The sequence below is a fragment of the Achromobacter pulmonis genome (genome assembly GCF_902859765.1).
In the GTDB taxonomy this organism is placed as follows: Bacteria; Pseudomonadota; Gammaproteobacteria; order Burkholderiales; family Burkholderiaceae_B; genus Achromobacter; species Achromobacter pulmonis.
In genome coordinates this window covers 1-14,513 of the sequence record NZ_CADIJV010000035.1, presented here as the reverse complement: position 1 = coordinate 14,513, position 14,513 = coordinate 1, and the positions used below count along the sequence as shown (strand labels likewise).

15 protein-coding genes are annotated in these 14,513 nt (G+C 69.0%); 7 read left to right on the top strand and 8 right to left on the bottom strand.

The window, feature by feature from the left end; genetic code table 11:
* Positions 1-17 precede the first annotated feature (17 nt).
* Entirely contained in the window at positions 18-668 is a 651-nt protein-coding gene (gene catB, locus HV701_RS22665; protein WP_175135252.1) for a type B chloramphenicol O-acetyltransferase, read from the bottom strand.
* Between the two features lie 166 nt (positions 669-834).
* Between catB and HV701_RS22660 the strand changes: the two genes are divergently transcribed.
* A complete protein-coding gene (locus HV701_RS22660; protein ID WP_175135251.1) occupies positions 835-1,794 on the top strand; it encodes an alpha/beta hydrolase family protein in 960 nt (319 codons plus the stop codon).
* A 59-nt stretch (positions 1,795-1,853) separates the two neighbouring features.
* On the opposite strand, the gene HV701_RS22655 is transcribed toward HV701_RS22660, so the two are convergent.
* Complete coding sequence (locus HV701_RS22655) at positions 1,854-2,306, bottom strand: hypothetical protein (RefSeq protein WP_175135250.1); 453 nt, start codon at positions 2,304-2,306, stop codon at positions 1,854-1,856.
* A gap of 89 nt (positions 2,307-2,395) precedes the next feature.
* On the opposite strand from HV701_RS22655, the gene HV701_RS22650 reads away from it, so the two are divergent.
* Entirely contained in the window at positions 2,396-3,031 is a 636-nt protein-coding gene (locus HV701_RS22650; protein ID WP_254595232.1) for a DUF2971 domain-containing protein, read from the top strand.
* A 30-nt stretch (positions 3,032-3,061) separates the two neighbouring features.
* On the opposite strand, the gene HV701_RS22645 is transcribed toward HV701_RS22650, so the two are convergent.
* Complete coding sequence (locus tag HV701_RS22645; RefSeq protein WP_175135249.1) at positions 3,062-4,021, bottom strand: NAD(P)/FAD-dependent oxidoreductase; 960 nt, start codon at positions 4,019-4,021, stop codon at positions 3,062-3,064.
* Positions 4,022-4,114: 93 nt separating this feature from the next.
* On the opposite strand from HV701_RS22645, the gene HV701_RS22640 reads away from it, so the two are divergent.
* Positions 4,115-4,561 carry an Rrf2 family transcriptional regulator gene (locus HV701_RS22640; RefSeq protein WP_175135248.1) on the top strand — a complete coding sequence of 149 codons (447 nt, stop codon included), beginning with the start codon at positions 4,115-4,117 and terminating at the stop codon, positions 4,559-4,561.
* A gap of 127 nt (positions 4,562-4,688) precedes the next feature.
* Complete coding sequence (locus tag HV701_RS22635) at positions 4,689-5,816, top strand: acyl-CoA dehydrogenase family protein (RefSeq protein ID WP_175135247.1); 1,128 nt, start codon at positions 4,689-4,691, stop codon at positions 5,814-5,816.
* Positions 5,817-5,898: 82 nt separating this feature from the next.
* Here HV701_RS22635 and HV701_RS22630 read toward each other — a convergent pair whose 3' ends face one another.
* From HV701_RS22630 to HV701_RS22610, 5 genes are all read right to left on the bottom strand, one after another.
* Positions 5,899-7,791 carry a tetratricopeptide repeat protein gene (locus tag HV701_RS22630; RefSeq protein WP_175135246.1) on the bottom strand — a complete coding sequence of 631 codons (1,893 nt, stop codon included), beginning with the start codon at positions 7,789-7,791 and terminating at the stop codon, positions 5,899-5,901.
* Between the two features lie 93 nt (positions 7,792-7,884).
* Complete coding sequence (locus HV701_RS22625) at positions 7,885-8,460, bottom strand: restriction endonuclease (protein WP_175135245.1); 576 nt, start codon at positions 8,458-8,460, stop codon at positions 7,885-7,887.
* The gene (locus HV701_RS22620; protein WP_175135244.1) at positions 8,457-8,681 is read right to left on the bottom strand and encodes an RNA-binding S4 domain-containing protein; all 225 of its coding nucleotides are present in this window, start codon (positions 8,679-8,681) and stop codon (positions 8,457-8,459) included. The genes HV701_RS22625 and HV701_RS22620 overlap by 4 nt, the downstream gene beginning before the upstream one ends.
* Positions 8,635-9,393, bottom strand: coding sequence for a DUF502 domain-containing protein (locus tag HV701_RS22615; RefSeq protein WP_254595231.1), 759 nt, complete (start codon positions 9,391-9,393; stop codon positions 8,635-8,637). The genes HV701_RS22620 and HV701_RS22615 overlap by 47 nt, the downstream gene beginning before the upstream one ends.
* A 109-nt stretch (positions 9,394-9,502) precedes the next feature.
* A complete protein-coding gene (locus HV701_RS22610; protein ID WP_026383576.1) occupies positions 9,503-9,970 on the bottom strand; it encodes a winged helix-turn-helix transcriptional regulator in 468 nt (155 codons plus the stop codon).
* Between the two features lie 135 nt (positions 9,971-10,105).
* On the opposite strand from HV701_RS22610, the gene HV701_RS22605 reads away from it, so the two are divergent.
* The 3 genes from HV701_RS22605 to HV701_RS22595 form a co-directional block, all read left to right on the top strand.
* Positions 10,106-11,407 (top strand): D-amino acid dehydrogenase, encoded by a 1,302-nt coding sequence (locus tag HV701_RS22605; protein WP_175135243.1) that lies wholly within the window; start codon positions 10,106-10,108, stop codon positions 11,405-11,407.
* A gap of 185 nt (positions 11,408-11,592) precedes the next feature.
* On the top strand, positions 11,593-12,723 hold the full coding sequence (locus HV701_RS22600; protein WP_175135286.1) for a metallophosphoesterase family protein: 1,131 nt from the start codon (positions 11,593-11,595) through the stop codon (positions 12,721-12,723).
* A partial coding sequence (locus tag HV701_RS22595; RefSeq protein ID WP_175135242.1) for an AAA family ATPase occupies positions 12,720-14,513 on the top strand: 1,794 nt, incomplete at its 3' end. The genes HV701_RS22600 and HV701_RS22595, both read left to right, overlap by 4 nt.

Genomic DNA, 14,513 nt, shown 5'->3' with positions numbered 1-14,513 from the left:
ACCGTCGCGGGATGGCCTCAGGCGGGGCGCGGCGCCGCGGCCTGGCTGTCGCGCCAATATCGGTACAGTTGCTTGATATCGCCCGAGCACAGCAAGGGCATGGCGCCGGCCAGCCTGTCGTCCGGCCAGTCCCACCACTGCATCTCCAGCAGCAGCGCGATGTCGTCATCGGCAAAGCGCTTCCTGATCGGCTTGGCGGGATTGCCGCCCATGATCGTATAGGGCTCCACGTCCTTGGTGATGAGCGCGCGGCTGCCGATCACGGCGCCGTGTCCGATGGTGACGCCCGGCATGATCATGGCTTCGGAGCCGATCCAGACGTCGTTGCCGACGACGGTGTCGCCGGCCTTCTGGTAGGCATCGCGCGCTTGCGCGAAGGCCGGCGCTTCGCTCATGTAGAAGAACGGGAACGACGATACCCAGTCGTACCGATGGCCCTGGTTGCCCGCCATGATGAAGGCGGCGCCGGAGCCGATGGAGCAGAAGCTGCCGATGATCAGCTGGTCGACGTCGTCGCGGTCCGGCATCAGGTAGCGGGCGCAGTCGTCGAAGCAATGGCCATGGTAATAGCCGGAGTAGTAGCTGTAGCGGCCCACCTTGATGTTCTTGTTGGTGACGTCCTCGGACAGCAGCTTGCCCTTGAAGGGGCTTTCGAAGTGGTTAGTCATGGATATCCTGGTGCGTGCCCAGAGCCGCGCGGCGTCATGGCGATTCGTGGGCGGGCTGCGGGCTTCGATGATAGCACAATCGTGCGGGGACGCTCCAGACCGTACGGTATGCTGGCGCTTTTTCCAGCATCGGCCGCCGGGGCTGGCCCAACTTTTCTTCGATGCCATGTTCAAGCCCTTCTTGCGTTCCTGCTTCGCCCTGTCATGCCTCATCGCCGGCGCTGCGCACGCGGCCGGGTTCCAGCGCTTGAGCCTGCCCATGGACATGAACGGCCCGGCGTTGCAGGGCGGCGTCTGGTATCCGTGCGCCGCGCCGGCGCGCGAGGTGGCCATCGGCCGCGTCACCCTGGCGGCGACGCCGGACTGCCCGATGACCGCAGGCCCCAAGGCGCTCATCGTCATTTCGCATGGCTCGGCCGGGTCGTACCTGAGCCACCATGACACCGCTGCGGCGCTGGCGGATGCGGGCTTCGTGGTGGCGGCGATCAATCACGTCGGCGACAACGCGCTGGACCGTTCGCGGCAGGGCTATCTGTCGATCTTCTCGACCCGGCCGCGCGAGATCCGGCGGCTGATCGACTACCTGACCGGTGTGTGGCCGCAACGGGCGCAACTGGATGGCGCGGTGGGTTTGTTCGGCTTCTCGCGCGGCGGTTATACGGGGCTGGTGCTGGCGGGCGCGGCGCCGGACTTCAGGCTGGGACTGGACATCTGCGCCGATCAGCCCACGCTGCCGATGTGCCGTGACATCCGCGACGGCAAGGTGCCGGCGCAACCCTATGTGAAGGATGCGCGTATCAAGGCGCTGGTCATCGCCGACCCGCTCAACGTGTTCAGCGCGGACGCGCTCAAGGCGGTGTCGATGCCGGTGCAGTTGTGGGCCTCGGCGCAAGGCGGCGATGGCGTGACGCCGGCCCGTGTCGACGCGCTGCGCCAGGGCCTGGCATCCGCCGAGTTCCATCGGGTCGCCGGCGCCGGGCATTTCGCCTTCCTGGCGCCGTGTTCCGCCGCGCAGGCCGAGGCCGTGCCGGCGATCTGCCAGGATGCGCCCGGTTTCGACCGGGCGGCATGGCACCGTGATTTCAACGCGGCGGTGGCCGCGTTTTTCAAGACGGCGTTGCGCTGACCGACCGCCTGGGGCGCGGCCTTCAAGGCAGGCCGCCGCGCCTGCCGGCGTGCGCGGCGCTAGCGACCCACCTGTCCGGCGGCCCGCCGCCTGGCGGCCGCTTTGGGCGCATCGCGCAGGTGAACGTAGTTGCAGTAGTGCTCGAAGTCTTTTCCCGCCAGGGCCAGATACAGCCCCGTGGCGACCATGAAGCCGCTGAACACATAGACGTGCGCCCAGAGACTGGCGGAGTAGCCGATCAGCGAGGACGCCATGTACATATTCCACGCGCCAAAGCCCAGCAACAAGGCCATCAGCAACCAGCGGGCGCTGCTGCTGCCGCGATAGAGCCAGGCCAGCAGCGCCCCGGGGATCAGCAGTTTCTTCAAGGCCGACAGGTCGCCCTGCAGGAGCGGCAAGAGGTCATAACCGAGGGCGGCCAGCGTGCCTGCCAGGACGATGAACCAGAACCGCCGGCTGGTGGGCGCGTGGCGCCGTGGCGCCGGTCTTTCTTCACCATTGTGCTGCTGCATGGGGTCTCCTTGTGGCAAGCGGCCAGTGTAACGTCGTGGCGGCGGCGTTGCGGGTAGACTGGCAACTGGATAGACACCGGAGCACCGCCTTGGCCGCCTCGTTGCGCAGATACACCGAGCTTCCCTACCTGATCGACTACCTGCAGACGGGCGAACTGGCGCTGCTCAACCCGAAGGCGTGGGACGACCGCAACGACTCGTTCTACATCGAGGAATACGCGCGCGCCAAGCGCCTGCAGGGCATTTATGCGCTGTGCATGGCCGAGGCCTCCGAGACCTATCACCACTGGCGCGTGTTCTCGCACGGCAGCGGCGGGGTCTGCGTCGAGTTCGACAAGGAAAAGCTGGTGGCGCAGGTGCGCGGCGTGCCCGACCTGCGGGCCGAGACGGTGCAGTACCGCACCATCAAGTCGCTGCGCGAGCAGCCGCCGGCTGAGGCCGACCTGCCGTTCCTCAAGCGTCATGCCTTCCGCGACGAAAAGGAGTTCCGCCTGTTCGTCTGCCGCAGGACCCGCGATACCCCGGTGCTGCGCATCCCGGTGGCGCCGGCGACCATCAAGCGCGTCACGCTCAGCCCGTGGCTGCCGGCCACGGTGTGCGATCAGGTCAAGAAGGTGCTCAAGTCGATCAAGGGCTGCGAAAAGCTGCGTGTGTTCCGTTCGACCCTGGTCGAGAACGAGGATTGGAAGAAATTCGCCAGCGCGGGCCGCAAGGCGCTGCCATGACAGACCCGCGCTAGCCGGACGCGCGTTTTCTCATGCCGGCCGGCTGGGCGGTGCAGGCCAGCACTTGACCGGGCCTTCGCGCACCAGCGATTGATGCACGCCGAAGCCGGCCATCACCCCCGAGGCGCTGGCCAGCGTGGCATTGCCCATCGCCATGCTCGCATCGCCCGCCGCATGGACGCCGGGCACCGTGGTCTGCTTGAAATCATCCACCCGCAGGTAGGGCCCCAGCGGTCCCTCGTCGAAGGCGCAGCCCAGTTGCATGGCCAGCGGGCTGGCCATGTGCACGCGGCTGGCGACGAACAGCGCATTGACCAGCAGGCGGCGGCCATCGGCCAGTTGCACCGCGTCGATGCGTGGCGCCGGGCCCAGCAACTGTGTCACCGGGGTGCGCTCGATGCGCACGCCGCGGGCGGCCAGTAGCGCGGCCTGTTCGGCATCCGGCTCGAACTGCCCCTGCGTGAAATAGGTGGTCGGCCCCCAATCGGGCAGCAACGCCGCCTGGTGCGAAGACATGGGATGGGCGGCCAGCACGCCGAGCGGCTGGTCGGCCACTTCATAGCCGTGGCAATAGGGGCAATGCAGCACCGAACGGCCCCAGCGTTCGGCGAGGCCGGGCAGGGCGGGCAGTTCGTCGCGCACGCCGATGGCCAGGATCAGGCGGGCGCCGCGCAGTTCGCGGCCGTCTTCCAGGGTGATGCGGAAGCGTCCCGATTCGCCGCTGGCGCTGGCGGCGGTGCCGTCGATGCAATCCACCGTGCGGTAGGCGGCCAACTGGGCGCGGCCCACGGCCACGATCCCGGCCGGCGTATTGCCGTCCTGGCCCAGGAAACCATGCGAATGGGCCGCGAATCGGTTGCGCGGCTGGCCGGCGTCAACCAGTGCGATGCGGCGTCGGGCACGGGCCAGTTGCATGGCGGCCGACAGGCCGGCGAAGCTGCCGCCGATGATGATGGCGTCGTAGCAGAGGGGCGGTTTTGCGGGCGACATGACTTTCTCGATACTTTAAAAGTTGCATGATACGGCGGGCGGCGACAGTCATGCAACTTATAATGTTTCAAACCATGAATCAGGAGTCTTTCCATGCGCAGCGATAACCGTCTGTCCCGCATGCTGCATGTGCTGCTGCACATGGCGGAGCAGGATGCGCCGCTGACCTCCGAGACCATCGGCAAGATGCTCAACACCAATCCCGTGGTGGTGCGGCGCATGATGTCCGGCCTGCGCGACCGCGGTTACGTGCAATCGGAGAAGGGCCACGGGGGCGGCTGGGTGCTGACGCGCCCGTTGTCCGGGCTGACCTTGCTGGATGTCTACCAGGCGCTGGGCGAGCCGCCGATCTTCGCGCTCGGGCTGGACCAGAGCGAACCGAAATGCCTGGTGGAGCAGGCCGTCAACGCCGGGCTCGAGGGCGCGATGGCCGAATCTCGCCGCCTGCTGCTGGAACGCTTCGCGACGATCCGCATGGACCAGCTGGCGCAGGACTTCCATCGACGGCTCAAGCGGCATCCGCACTGCGGCGAACGCTAGGGCGCCCGCCGCCGGTGTATCCTCGCAAGCGTGCCGCGCCCGCATCCCGGGCCGCCGGCCCGCGCAAGAGAACATGGACGGCGCTCACCCGCGCCAGTCCGGCACTGCCCGACCAGGAGACATCGACATGCTTTTGACCGAAGAACAACTCAGCGTCCAGGACATGGCGCACCGTTTTGCGCAGGAACGCCTGGCGCCGAATTCGGAGCGCTGGGACCGCGAACACCACTATCCGGCCGATGCCATCCGCGAAATGGCCGAGCTGGGCTTTTTCGGCATGCTGGTGCCGGAGGAATGGGACGGCAACGCCAGCGGCTACCTGTCGTACGCCGTGGCGCTCGAAGAGATCGCGGCCGGCAACGGCGCCTGCTCGACCATCATGAGCGTGCACAACTCGGTCGCCTGCATGCCGATCCTGAAGTACGGCACCGACGCGCAGAAAGACCAGTTCCTGCGGCCGCTCGCCAGCGGTGCGTCCATCGGCGGCTTCGCGCTGACCGAACCGCAGGCTGGTTCCGACGCCAGCAGCCTGCGCACCCGCGCGGTGCGCGATGGCGACCACTACGTGCTCAACGGCGCCAAGCAGTTCATCACCTCGGGCCGCACCGGGCAGTTGGTGATCGTGTTCGCGGTGACCGACCCGCAGGCCGGCAAGCGCGGCATCTCGGCCTTCATCGTGCCGACCGACACGCCGGGCTATCAGGTGGTGCGGGTCGAAGACAAGCTCGGCCAGCATCTGTCGGATACCTGCCAGATCGCCTTCGAGGACATGCGTATTCCCGCCGCGTGGCGGCTGGGCGAGGAGGGCGAGGGTTACAGGATCGCGCTGTCGAACCTGGAGGGCGGGCGCATCGGCATCGCCGCCCAATCGGTCGGCATGGCGCGCGCGGCGTTCGAGTGCGCGCGCGACTATGCGCGCGACCGCCAGGCTTTCGGCAAACCGATCATGGAGCACCAGGCGGTGTCGTTCCGGCTGGCGGACATGGCCACGCAGATCCACGCGGCGCGCCAGATGGTGCTGCACGCGGCCGCGTTGCGCGAGGCCGGCCGGCCGGCGCTGACCGAGGCCTCGATGGCCAAGCTGTTCGCTTCAGAAATGGCCGAGAAGGTCTGCTCGGCCGCCATCCAGACGCTGGGCGGCTATGGCTACCTGGCCGACTTCCCGGTCGAACGCATCTATCGCGATGTGCGCGTGTGCCAGATCTACGAAGGCACCAGCGATATCCAGCGGTTGGTGATCGCGCGCGCGCTGTAAGCGGAGGCGCCGTTTGGCGGCCGCCCGCGCCGGCGGCGCGCTGGACGTGGCGGGCAGGGCAGAACGCCGCGCCCGCCGGGTCTCAGTCCAGCAGGGCCTGCACCGCGGCCTGCGCCGGCGCCGCCAGTGGCTGCTCGCGTTGCAGCCGCGCGATCTTTTCCTCGAACTCGCCGGCTACGTCGGGCCGTACCGTCTTCATGGCGCGCACCGTCTGCGCCAGCAGCAGGCGCGCGTTGACGCTGTGCGGAAAATCCAGGCACTGGCGCAGGTTGCCGTCCAGGATCTCGCGTTCGCCATTGAGCTGCCCGGGCTGGTCCGGGTTGGCGCCGTTGCAGCGCACCGCCAGCAACTGCTCCAGGCGCAGCAGGTAATACGGGAAGGCCGCGCCGTCCGGGACCGTATAGTGGGCCGGGGCCGTCAACGGCGGCCGCGCGGTGACGCGGCCTGCCAGCGCCACCAGCTCCTCGGTCAGGCGCTGAATCGCGGCGGTCGGGTCGGCCATCGGGAATTCGGCCGACAGGGCGCCGACGCACTCGGCGTCTTCGGTGCGCACCATGCGCACCTCGGCGCGCCACGGCTCGGCGGTGGTGACCAGGTGCGAGATCACTACGAAATCGCTTTGCGCCTCGCATTGCTGCGCGTAGCCGACGGCATCGGTGTCGTCCCAGGCCGCGCCGCTCAACAGGAAGCCGGGATGGGGTTCGGTCAGCCACGGCACCAGCGTCTGCGTGCGCAGGCCGCAGCGCAGCGCCAACTGCTCGTTGAAGTACAGCGGCAGCGCGCGGCTCAGGCGGCCGGTGGCGTCGGCCAGTTGCCGCTCGGCGCGCTCGGGCGCCGCGCCGATCTCGGCCGAGCCGCCCAGGAACGACACCAGTGGACGGTCGGGCGTCACCGGTGTGAACAGCGCCGCCGCGGGCGACTCGGGCGTCAGCCACACCGGGCCGCGACCCAGCAGCATCGCCAGCCGCATCTGCGCCGGTTCGGCCGCGCCGTCGCCCAGCGCGGCGCGCGCCAGTTCGGTGTCCCAATAGGCCAGGTTGTCCTTCCAGTCGGGGCGCTGCTGCGCGTAGAGCTGGTCGAGGATGGCGCGGGCCTGGTCGGGCCGGCCCAGTTCGACGTAGGCGCGGATCAGGTTGTTGCCGACCTGGATGCCGTGCACGGCGGCATCGAAGCGCGGCCCGGCGAGCTGCACGATCGGCTCGATCGCGCCGGCGTTGCCCAGATCGCCGCTCATCTGCGCCAGCAGGTCGGCGGGCGCGGGCGTGCCGGCGCGCGTCAGCGCTTGTTGGTACATGGCGAGCGCGCCGGACAGGTTGTGCGCGCCCAGTTCGCCGTGCGCCAGCCACAGCTGGGCGCGCCAGCTGCCGGGCAGCGCGGCGACCTTGCGCATGGCGGCCACGCCGGCCGCATCGCCGCCGTGCTCGCGGTGGATGGCCTCGTACCAGCCCAGGCCGTTGTCCTGGTTCGGGTCCAGTTCCAGCGCGCGCCACAGCGTTTCCAGGGCGGCAGCCTCGTCGCCGCGCTCGTCCTGGATCTTGGCCAGGTTGGTCAGGACGACACCGGTTGCGCCATGTTGGCCGATGAAGTCGCGCAGGGCACGCTCGGCCTGGTCCAGGCGGCCGGTTTTCATGTGGACGATGGCCTGCAGCACCACGCCGCGCTCGACGCCGGGCTGCAGTTCGACCAGACGGTCGGCGGGCTTGAGCATTTCATCGATGAAGCCGTCGCCAAGCGACTGGATGATCAGGCCGGCCAGGGAATCGGCGTCATCCCAGTGGCGCTCGATGGCGCCGGCCAGCACGTTGTCGCGCCATTGGTCGCGCGGCACGAAGATCTCGCGGCCGTAGGCGTCGTAGGCGCGGATCATGCCGGCCTGTTCGTCCGGTCCGGCAACCGGCGCGGCGTCCGTCGCGGGCGAGGCGCCGTCAGCGGCGGGGGCGGCTTGCTTGCCAGGCTGTTTCTTCAGGAAGCTCATGGGATGTCGTTTCCAGGGTTCAGGCGCCAAGCGCGCGGGCGCGGCATTCGCGGCGGCTGGGATCGGCGCGGGCGTCCGGCCCGGCGCCGGCGGTCAGGGTTTCAGGTCGCGCAGCAGCTTGGCCAGTTCCGGCGCCGTCATCAGCGACACGCCCTGGGCGCGGGCGTACTGCAGTGCGTTGTCGGATACCTCGCCCAGGGCGATATAAATGGCTTCGCGTGCGCCGCGCTTTTCGCGCGCGGTCTGCAGTTCGCGCAGGGGCTCGACGCCGACGCGCGCGGCCTTCCAGCGCTTGGCGCCGACCATCGCGACGTGGCCGTCCTTGGTCAGGGCGAAATCGGCGCCGGGTCCTTGCAGCCGTTCGACCTCGCAGCCGTCGCGGCGAAAGCCGGCTTCGACCGTGGCGGCGAATTGCTGCCAAGACATGGCCGCGGCGGCTTGCGCCACGGCCTCGACGCGGGCGCCCGAGGGCGCGCGCAGTTGCTTGTAAGCCGCCATGATGGCGATCACCGCGAACGGCACCGCCGCGAACACGCCCATGGCCGCGTACTCCAGCGGCAGGACGGCGAAACCGCCCGCCGACAGCAGCAGCGCCACGCCGGCGCTCATCCACCAGGGCGAGCGCAGCAGCACCGCGAAGATGGAATTCTGCGACATCTTGAACTTCATGATGCGCGCACCACGATACGCGTGTCGCCGCAGGTGACGATCTGGCCGGGCCGGATCTTGGCGGTCTTGCGATGTTCAACCACGCCGCCCACGCTCACGTGGCCGGCGGCCACCAGCATCTTGCCGGCGCCGCCGCTGTCGCAGACGCCGGTGGCCTTGAGCAGCTGGTTGACTTCAATAAAAGGGCTGCCTTCGGCAAGCGTGAATTCGATGATGGGCATGGAAAGAACGGCTGTTGAAAGAAAGGCGGGCGGCGCTCAGCCCTGGCCATCCGGCACATTGCCGCCGGCGGGGGGGCACGGGCGGGCCGGGCGGCGCGTCGGCCGGCGCCACCGGACGGCCATTGGGGGCTTCGGCGCGCGCCATCCAGGCAATCAGCGACGAGCGCATGGCTTCCTCGACCGACATCTGGATCGGCTGCACCCATTCCTGCGGCACGAACACGGTGTACCCCCCGATCATATAGCCCATCGGCAGATAGACGGCGACCCGGTCGCCCTGGGAGAAACCTTCCGGCAGGCCTTCCAGGCTGCGGCGCGTCACCAGGCCGACCAGCTCCAACTGCTGGCCCGGGATGCGCAGGATCACCACCTGCTGGGCGGTGGCCTTGGAGCTGGGCGAGAAGTAGTCGGCGAAGCTCTTGAGCGACGAATAGATGCTCTTGACCACCGGCAGGTTGGTGAAGGGCATTTCCAGCAGCGTCATGACGCGCTTGACGCGCTCCTTGGACACCAGGTAGCCGATCGCCAGGATGCCCAGGATGCCCAGCAGCAATCCCAGGCCCGGGAAGTAGAAGCCGCCGATGAAGGGGCGCAGGAAGGTCAGCGCCACTGCCTCGGTCCAGGCCAGGAAGATGTACAGCAGGTAGATCGTCAGCGCCAGCGGCAGGACGGTGATCAGTCCACGGAAAAAGTACTTGTAGAGACGGGTCATAGTCGTAAAGCCAGGAAATCGGGGTCGGGCTCGGCGCGTCGCGCGAACCGGAAGGGCCGCCAGCATAGCAGCAGGCGGCGCAAGGTCCGGTAACAAGACGCGGGAATTGCTACCGGTCGACGGGCAGGTACAGGGTCTCCTTGATTTCCTCCATCACCACATAGCTGCGTGATTCGGCCGACGCGGGCAGGCGCTTGAGGATCTCGCCCAGAAGACGGCGGTACTCGTTCATCTCGGTCAGGCGGGCCTTGACCAGGTAATCGAAATCGCCCGACACCAGGTGGCATTCCATGACTTCGGGCACATACAGCAGCTCTTTCTTGACCTTGTCGAACACGTCGCCCGACTTGGCAGAGAGCTTGATCTCCAGGAACACCAGCAGGTTCTTGCCGAGCGCCGCCGGATTGACGCGCGCATGGTAACCGGAGATCACACCCTCGCGCTCCATGCGCTTGATGCGGTCCGAGCAGGGGGTGGCCGACAGGCTCACCCGCTCGGCCAGTTCCGTCACGGAAATACGGCCTTCGCGCTGCAGGATATCCAGGATTTTGAGGTCGATACGGTCGAGGTCGCGCATTTCACTTTTGGCGGTCGAAAAAGGAGGTCTGTCCGGGAAAAAGCACTGCCGAATGAAAATAATCAGTGTTTTTCACTGCGATCAGGCTCTTAGACTACCGAAATTCCCGACCAAATCCAAACTTCGGAAAGAATCATGCACGTCATCGTCCTCGGCAGCGGCGTCATCGGCACCACCACCGCCTATTACCTGGCCCGTCAGGGCGCCAAAGTGACGGTGCTGGAGCGCCAGCCCGGCTCCGCCCTGGAGACCAGCTATGCCAATGCCGGCCAGGTCTCGCCGGGCTATTCCACGCCATGGGCCGCGCCTGGCATTCCGCTCAAGGCCATCAAGTGGCTGTTCAAGAAGCACGCGCCGTTGGCGATCCGCCTGGATGGCAGCCTGTATCAGCTGAAATGGATGGCGGCGATGCTGGCCAACTGTTCGGCCGAGCGCTACGCGGTCAACAAGGAACGCATGCTGCGCCTGGCTGAATATAGCCGCGACTGCCTGCGCGAACTGCGCGCCGACACCGGTATCCATTATGAAGAGCGCGCCCGCGGCACGCTGCAACTGTTCCGCACCGAGGCGCAGATGGAAGCCGCGCGCCGCGATATCGCGGTGCTGGAAGAAGTGGGCGTGCCCTACGAACTGCTGGACCGCAACCGCCTGGTGACCGCCGAACCGGCCTTGGCGCGTTCGCTGCACAAGCTGGCCGGCGGCCTGCGCCTGCCCAACGACGAGACCGGCGACTGCCGCCTGTTCACCACCCGCCTGGCCGAAATGGCCGCGGCGCTGGGCGTGGAGTTCCGCTACAACCAGTCGGTGAGCGGCCTGAACACCGCCGGCGGCCAGGTCACTGGCGTGCGCGTCGGCAACGACGTCCTGACGGCCGACCGCTACGTCGCCGCCTTCGGCAGCTACACCCGCGACTTTCTGGCGCCGCTCGGCCTGGAACTGCCGGTGTATCCGGTCAAGGGCTACTCGCTGACCATCCCCATGAAGGACGACGCCGCCGCGCCGGTCTCGACCATCCTGGACGAGACCTACAAGATCGCCGTCACCCGCTTCGACGACCGTATCCGCGTCGGCGGCATGGCCGAGTTGTCGGGCTTCGACCTGCGCCTGAAGGACGCCCGCCGCAAAACCCTGGAACTGGTGGTCGACGACCTGTTCCCGGGCAGCGGCGACGTGGCCCGCGCCGAGTTCTGGACCGGCCTGCGCCCCATGACGCCGGACAGCACGCCCGTGGTCGGCCCGACCCGCTATGGCAACCTGTTCCTGAATACGGGGCACGGCACGCTGGGTTGGACCATGGCCTGCGGCTCGGGCAAGCTGGTGGCCGACCAGGTGCTGGGCCAGCGTCCGCAGATCCGCACCGACGGCCTGGCGCTGTCGCGCTACGACCGCCACGCGTCGGCTGAACGGCCGTTGGTGCTGGGCGGCAAGGGCGCCTGATCCGCGGTCGATCCCTCCCATCCATTTTTCCCCCGGCGCCGGCCATAAGCCGGCGTCCCGACGGCCCGGCCGGCACACAATGCCCGCCGGGCCGTTGTTCCGTGCGAATCCGGGCGGATGTTTCTGCGACAGCGCCACGCGTGCGGATGTCCCTGGCGGCCGGCCTGGGCCTCTACAATCCCGGCATGACCCATTTCCTGCATACCGCCGATTGGCAGATCGGCCGTCAGTACGGCCAGTTCGACACCGATGACGCCGCCTTGCTGGCCGAGGCCCGCATCGATGTCGTCACGCGCATCGCCGCGCTGGCCGCCGAGCGCCAGGTCGACGCGGTACTGGTGGCTGGCGACGTGTTCGACACCCAGGCCGTGTCCGACCGCACCATCCGCCGCCTGTTCGCCGCGCTGGCCGGCTACACCGGCCCCTGGGTCATGATCGCCGGCAACCACGACGCGGCGCTGGCCGACAGCGTCTGGAGCCGCGCCGCGCAACTGGGCTGCATTCCGCCCAATGTGCAAGTGCCGTTGCGCGCGGGCGTGGTCGACCTGGCGCCGCAGAACCTCGCGGTGCTGGCCGCGCCGCTCACGCAGCGCCATACCTACGACGACGTCACCCAGGCCTTCGACGCCATGGAATCCCAGGCCGGCCGTGTCCGCGTCGGCCTGGCCCACGGCAGCGTGGCCGGACGCCTGCCCGACACGATCGACGCCACCAACCCGATCGCGCCCGACCGCGCCGCCCGCGCGCGGCTCGACTACCTGGCGCTGGGCGACTGGCACGGTTGCCTGTCCATCGACGAACGCACCTGGTACGCCGGCACGCCCGAGCAGGACCGCTTCCGTGGCAACGAACCCGGCTATGCGCTGGACGTGCGCATCGCCGCGCCCGGCGCCGCGCCGCAGGTCGAACGCGTGGCCACCGGCAGGTACCGCTGGTCGGCCTGGACCGAAACCCTGAGCCTGCCGACCGACGCCCAGGCGCTGGCCGAACGCCTGGCGGCGCTGCGGGCCGATGACGTGCTGCGGCTGGAATTGCAGGGCCACGTCAACGTGCCGACCTGGGAGGCGCTGCAACGCGCCGTCGCTCAGGCTGCCGCGCAGGCCAGGGCCGTGCTGGCCGATTTTTCCGGCCTGTTGCTCGAACCCGACGAGGCCGATCTGGCGCAACTGGGGGCCGCCAGCGGTTATGTCGGCGAAGTGGCCGCGCAGTTGCGGGCCATGCAGGCCGATCCCGATCAGGCGGCGGTGGCTGGCGAAGCGTTGCGGCTGCTGCTGCGGTTCCAGCGCGAAGGCACGGCCGCGGGAGGCGCGCAATGAAGCTCACGCGCATCGCCCTGGAAGAGTTCCGCAAGTTCCGCCAACCGCTGGTGCTGGATGGCCTGCAGGATGGCCTGAACCTGTTCGTCGGCCCCAACGAAGCCGGCAAGAGCACCGTGGCCGCGGCCATCCGCGCCGCGTTCCTGGAGCGCTACAGCACCCGCACCGTGTCCGACCTGGCCCCACGGGGCGAGAGCGGCGCGCGGCCCGGCGTCGAGCTGGCGTTCAGCCATGACGGCCATGATTACCAGCTGAAGAAATACTTCCTGTCGCGGGCCCGCTGCGAGCTGCTGGTCGACGGCGGCGCGCAGCGCCTTGAAGGCGAGGAAGCCGAGAACACGCTGGCCGCGCTGCTCGGTTTCGAACTGGCCACGCGTGGCCAGAGCAAGCCCGACCTGGCCGGCGTGCCGGGCCTGCTGTGGATCCAGCAGGGCGAGGGCCAGAACCTGCAAACCGCCGCCGGCCATGCCGGCAGCCATCTGCGCGAAGCCCTGACGCAATTGTCGGGCGAGTTGGCCTCCGGCGACGGCGACCGGCTGTACGAGCGCGTGGCCGCAGAACGCGCCACCTTGCTGGACGCGCGCAATGGCCGTCCCAAGGGCATCTACAAAGACGCGGAGGACGCGCTCGCCGCCGCCCAGGCCGAGCGTGACAGTTGCGCCCAGGCCAAGGCCCAGCTCGATGCCGACGTCGACCGGCTGGCGGCGCTGCGCGCCGAGCATGCGCGCGCCGAGGCCGGCCAACCGTGGAAGGACTTCGAGGCCCGCGCCGCCGAGGCGCGCGCCCGGCTGGCCGCCGTGGCCAAGGAACGCGAGGCGTTCGAAGGGCTGCAACGCGAACAACGCCAGGCGGCGCAGACGCTCGCGGTGCTGCAGGAACAGGTGCGCCGCGACCAGCAGGATGAAGCCGAATTCCAGGCCCTGGCGGCGCAGGCCCGGGCTGCGCGCGCGGCGGTCCATGAGGCGCAGGCGCCGTTGGCCCGTGCCCGCAAGCTGCGCGACACGCACGCCGCCGCCGCCGAAGCGGCGCGCCAGCGGGTCGCGGCCGTACAGGCCGTGGCCGACCGCCGCGACCTCGAACACCAGCTCGAGCAGTTGGCGCGCGACATCGAACGCCTGGATGGCGCGCTCGAGGAAGCCACCCGCCTGATCGAGCAGGGCTCGACCTTGAAGGCCGAATCCGTGCGCATCGAGATCGCCGACGCCGACATCCAGGCCTTGCGCAAGAGCGAACGCGCATTGGGCGACTTGCAATTGCGCCAGCAGGCCATCGCCACGCGCCTGTCATACGCGCTGGAGGCGGGCCGCGAGGCGCGGCTGGACGGCGCCGCGCTGGCCGGCAGCGGCGAGTTGCTGCTGACCGCCGCGGCCGAACTGGAACTGCCCGGACTGGGCCGCCTGCGCATCGAGCCGGGTGGCCAGGACCTGCCGGCGCTCAAGCGCGAGCTGGCCGAGATGCAGGCGGCCAGCGCCGCCTTGCTGTCGCGCCTGGGCGTGGCCCACGCGGCCGAGGCCGAGGAACGCCATGCGCGCGGCATCGCCTTGCAGCGCGAGCTGGAAGCCATGCGCAAGACACTGGCGATCCACGCGCCCAAGGGCGTGGACGCATTGCGCGCCCAGCGCAATGAGGCTCAGGCACGGCGCACGCAGCTGGCCGACAGGCTGGCGCTGCTGCCGCCGGCGGCGGCTGCAGGTGACGCCGATGCGCCCGCCGCGCGCCAGGCGCTGCGCGATGCGGAAGCCAGCGCGGCGCAAGCCGAGCAGGCGCTGGCGGCGGCCCAGCGCGCCTTG

What these genes read in the sequence shown, in the direction of transcription:
- HV701_RS22645 (WP_175135249.1), bottom strand. Translation starts at nt 4,021, where the DNA reads ATGTCGCCCGCAAAACCGCCCCTCTGCTACGACGCCATCATCATCGGC.
- HV701_RS22660 (WP_175135251.1), top strand. Translation starts at nt 835, where the DNA reads ATGTTCAAGCCCTTCTTGCGTTCCTGCTTCGCCCTGTCATGCCTCATC.
- HV701_RS22600 (WP_175135286.1), top strand. Translation starts at nt 11,593, where the DNA reads ATGACCCATTTCCTGCATACCGCCGATTGGCAGATCGGCCGTCAGTAC.
- HV701_RS22610 (WP_026383576.1), bottom strand. Translation starts at nt 9,970, where the DNA reads ATGCGCGACCTCGACCGTATCGACCTCAAAATCCTGGATATCCTGCAG.
- HV701_RS22640 (WP_175135248.1), top strand. Translation starts at nt 4,115, where the DNA reads ATGCGCAGCGATAACCGTCTGTCCCGCATGCTGCATGTGCTGCTGCAC.
- HV701_RS22620 (WP_175135244.1), bottom strand. Translation starts at nt 8,681, where the DNA reads ATGCCCATCATCGAATTCACGCTTGCCGAAGGCAGCCCTTTTATTGAA.
- HV701_RS22605 (WP_175135243.1), top strand. Translation starts at nt 10,106, where the DNA reads ATGCACGTCATCGTCCTCGGCAGCGGCGTCATCGGCACCACCACCGCC.
- catB (WP_175135252.1), bottom strand. Translation starts at nt 668, where the DNA reads ATGACTAACCACTTCGAAAGCCCCTTCAAGGGCAAGCTGCTGTCCGAG.
- HV701_RS22615 (WP_254595231.1), bottom strand. Translation starts at nt 9,393, where the DNA reads ATGACCCGTCTCTACAAGTACTTTTTCCGTGGACTGATCACCGTCCTG.
- HV701_RS22655 (WP_175135250.1), bottom strand. Translation starts at nt 2,306, where the DNA reads ATGCAGCAGCACAATGGTGAAGAAAGACCGGCGCCACGGCGCCACGCG.
- HV701_RS22635 (WP_175135247.1), top strand. Translation starts at nt 4,689, where the DNA reads ATGCTTTTGACCGAAGAACAACTCAGCGTCCAGGACATGGCGCACCGT.
- HV701_RS22630 (WP_175135246.1), bottom strand. Translation starts at nt 7,791, where the DNA reads ATGAGCTTCCTGAAGAAACAGCCTGGCAAGCAAGCCGCCCCCGCCGCT.
- HV701_RS22625 (WP_175135245.1), bottom strand. Translation starts at nt 8,460, where the DNA reads ATGAAGTTCAAGATGTCGCAGAATTCCATCTTCGCGGTGCTGCTGCGC.